Below are 3358 nucleotides of genomic sequence, written 5' to 3'. Positions count from 1 at the left end.
GGTGACGGCCGACAGCGGCAGCCCGTCGGCGATGCCCTTCGCGATGCAGATCAGGTCGGGGTCGATGCCTTCGTGCTCGCAGGCGAACCACGCCCCGGTCCGCGCGATGCCGGTCTGCACCTCGTCGGCGACGAAGACCACATCATGCTGGCGACACCAGTCCAGCAGCGCGGGCAGGAATCCCTCCGCCGGAACGATGAAGCCGCCTTCGCCCTGGATGGGCTCGATGACGACAGCGGCCAGGTTCTCGGCCCCGACCTGTTTGGCGATGACGTCGATGGCACGCTGCGCGGCCAGCTCGCCGTCGGTGGCCAGTTCCTTGTCGATCAGCCCGTCGCGGAACGGGTAGGACAGCGGGGCCCGGTAGATCTCCGGCGCGAACGGCCCGAAGCCGCTCTTGTACGGCATCGACTTCGCGGTCAGCGCCATGGTCATGTTGGTGCGGCCGTGGTAGGCGTGGTCGAACGCCACCACCGCCTGTTTGCGGGTGTACGAGCGGGCGATCTTGACGGCGTTCTCCACCGCCTCGGCGCCGGAGTTGAACAGCACCGAGCGCTTCTCGCCGGAGCCGGGGGTAAGCCGGTTCAGGTGTTCGGCGACGGCGACGTACTGCTCATACGGCGTCACCATGAAGCAGGTGTGGGTGAAGTCGGCGACCTGCGCGCGTACCGCGTCGACGACACGGGGTGCGGAGTTGCCGATCGTGGTCACCGCGATACCCGAACCCAAGTCGATGAACCGGTTGCCGTCGACGTCCTCGACGATCCCGCCGGCAGCGCGGGAAGCGAAGACCGGCATGGTGTTTCCGACGCCGTGCGAGATTGCCGCGGCTCGGCGCTCGGTCAGCTCCAGCGATGCCGGACCGGGGATTTCGGTGACAAGGTGGCGACTCTGTTCGACAGCGGACACGTCAGCAGCCTATCTGCGCCGAGCCCCGGCTACGACCCGAAATTATCCGCCCGGCGGCCCTTCTCCAAGCGGCCGGCACACGTTGGTCGTCGGGTCCCACCACTGGCCGGGATCGCAGCCCAGGGGTGTGGGCCCGACGCCCAACGGCCGGCAGACGTTCCCGCTTGGGTCCCACCACTGCCCGGGATCGCAGTTCAGCGGTGTTGGCCCGACGCCCAGCGGCAAGCAGGCCTTGCTGAACGGCTCCCAATACTGCCCGTTGTCGCATGCCGCCGAGCTCACTGCCGGCGTCGCGATCGTCACCGCCGCCATCGGCGTCAATGCCATCGCCGCGACCGGTGCCAGACGGCGAACGAACTTCCTCATTCGGGGACCTCCAAAGCTGGGCCGTCGATCGCGTCGACCGTAGCAAAGGAGCGGATCGCCTCAAGGCGCTTCAGCGATGCAAGATCCCGGGATCGTATATGTACGGCAACTGGCAGATATCCAACAATGCGTTCAGACGCCAGCCGGGGTTGCATGGGCACACATCGGCACTCGGATCGAAGAATGCGCCGTGTGGGCATGGCAGCGGCTCGCACGCATTCGAATGCTGGCTCCACCATTGGCCGTCGTCACATGGCGCCGAACTCGCCGTCGGCGACGTCATGGCCCCCATCGACATCAGCGCCATCGCGGCGACTGGTGCCAGGAGGCGAACGGACTTCCTCATGTGCCAGCCTCCCTTACAGGGTACGTCTAGGGCGGGCCAAAAGCGCTTCCGTCGATCGAATCGACGGAAGCAAACGAACTGACCGGCTGGCGGCGAAGTCGGCGCGGCCGGCGTACCGGATACCCCAGGGCAATCACCGCGGCCAGGGCCAGCGGGTCGGGCGCTGAAAGCAAAGCCTTCACCTGCTCCTCCTCGCGGATCGCGATCGTGGTGATGACCCCGCCCAGGCCCTCGTCATGAGCGGCCAACAGGATGCTCCACGCGAACGGGTAGATCGAGGCGCCGCCGGCGAACGTGTAGCGGTCCGCGTCGCGGTCGATCGCCGCCAACAGCGACAGGTCGGCGAACAGCGCCAGCAACACCGGAGCTTCGTCGAACCGTTCAGCGAAACCCCCTGGCGCCGCAGGGCTTTCGACGGCCAGGGCGCGGGCCTCGGCGTCACGGTCGTTGGTCGGTGCCCACGGCCGCAAGCCGGCGGAAAGCATGGCCAGGTAGTCCTGCGAGCCCCGCACGTAGCAATCCCGCAGTCCGCGGCGCCTATCCGGATCCTTGACGACCACCACGTGCCAGGCCTGCGCATTCCCGCCGCTGGGCGCGAACCGGGCGGTGTCGAGCACCCGGGCCAGCACCGCGTCGTCAACGGGTTGGTCGGTGAAGTCGCGAACCGCACCGGTGCTGCGCAACGCGTCGTTGAGTTCCATCGGCTATCGACCTAGCAACGAGTCGACGTTGGTGTGGAACAGACCCGGCATCTCTGGCACGGCGCAGCCCATCCGGCGGTAGTCGTCGAGCGGTGTCGCGGTGCCCTCGGAGTGCGGGTAGTCGCTGCAGAACATGAACACGTCGCCGGTCGCCTCGGTCAGCCGCTTGGGATCTTCGTAGGAGAACGACGATACGCGGACGTGATCGAGGAAATACTCGCTCGGCCGACGGGACAGCTGCGCCACCGGCTTGCCGTTCAGCTGGGCGGTGAAGTCGGAGGCGCCGTCCAGCAACAGCAGGAACTGCGGCACCCAGGACGAGCTGAGTTCGACGACACCGAAGCGCAGGCGAGGATGACGATCGAAGACGCCGTGCAAAATCAGGTCGGTCAACGCCAACGCCGGCGGCACCCACAGAAACACCGCTTCGGTTGCGGGCACCAGATCGTCGGCCGGCTCGTCGGGATACCAACAATCGTCGAACACCCGCACCTGATCGGCGACGTGAAAAACCGGGGTAACTGCATGGTCGACAAACGCAGACCACATCCGGTCATGATCTGGATGCGACAGCGCCCGACCGTCCACCGGTCCAGCGCCGATCATGGCCAACATGACACCGGCGGCCGCAAGCGTATCCAGTTGCGCCTCAAGCCAATCCGGGTCGCGCAGCGTCAGGTGTGCGACCGGATGCAATCGCCCTCGGCCCTCGCGCCGCACCTCGGCGCACCAGCGGTTCCACGCCGTCATGTTGGCGGTCAGCGCAGGAAGCGACGACGCCAGCCGGCGTTCCCACAGCAGACCGTAGTTGGGGAACACGACCGCCTCATCCAGACCGGCTTCGTCCAGCCATTGCACGCGAGAAGCGGGCGAGAAGTACGGGGCGGGTAATGCCTCCGCGTAACGGTAGGACGCCGGCTCACCGGCTCGTTGGCGCTTGCGATGATCCCCGCACGACGCGGTGTCACCGGGAAGATGGACGTCGGCCAGCCCAAGGTGACCGCCGCGCCAGCTCAGCCAGGTGTAGCCGAGCTCG

The 3358-nt window shown here is 67.0% G+C and carries 4 protein-coding genes; all 4 read right to left on the bottom strand.

Going from position 1 to position 3358, the window contains the following annotated elements; translation table 11 throughout:
• The coding region (locus WAN71_RS27340) for an aminotransferase class III-fold pyridoxal phosphate-dependent enzyme (RefSeq protein WP_422228322.1) at positions 1-909 on the bottom strand (909 nt) is incomplete at its 3' end.
• Positions 910-951: 42 nt separating this feature from the next.
• Entirely contained in the window at positions 952-1275 is a 324-nt protein-coding gene (locus tag WAN71_RS27335) for a hypothetical protein (protein WP_422228321.1), read from the bottom strand.
• A gap of 372 nt (positions 1276-1647) precedes the next feature.
• The gene (locus WAN71_RS27330) at positions 1648-2322 is read right to left on the bottom strand and encodes a nitroreductase family protein (protein WP_422228320.1); all 675 of its coding nucleotides are present in this window, start codon (positions 2320-2322) and stop codon (positions 1648-1650) included.
• A gap of 3 nt (positions 2323-2325) precedes the next feature.
• Positions 2326-3358 (bottom strand): amidohydrolase family protein (locus WAN71_RS27325; RefSeq protein WP_422228319.1); only part of this gene is annotated, 1033 nt, incomplete at its 5' end.

The organism is Mycobacterium sp., from assembly GCF_049280035.1.
Taxonomy (GTDB): domain Bacteria; phylum Actinomycetota; class Actinomycetes; order Mycobacteriales; family Mycobacteriaceae; genus Mycobacterium.
The sequence above is the reverse complement of the archived record's forward strand: the minus strand, read 5'-3'. Positions and strand labels throughout refer to the sequence as shown.

Excerpts from the sequence above, each read along its gene's own strand:
- WAN71_RS27335 (WP_422228321.1), bottom strand. The coding sequence starts at position 1,275 with ATGAGGAAGTTCGTTCGCCGTCTGGCACCGGTCGCGGCGATGGCATTG.
- WAN71_RS27330 (WP_422228320.1), bottom strand. The coding sequence starts at position 2,322 with ATGGAACTCAACGACGCGTTGCGCAGCACCGGTGCGGTTCGCGACTTC.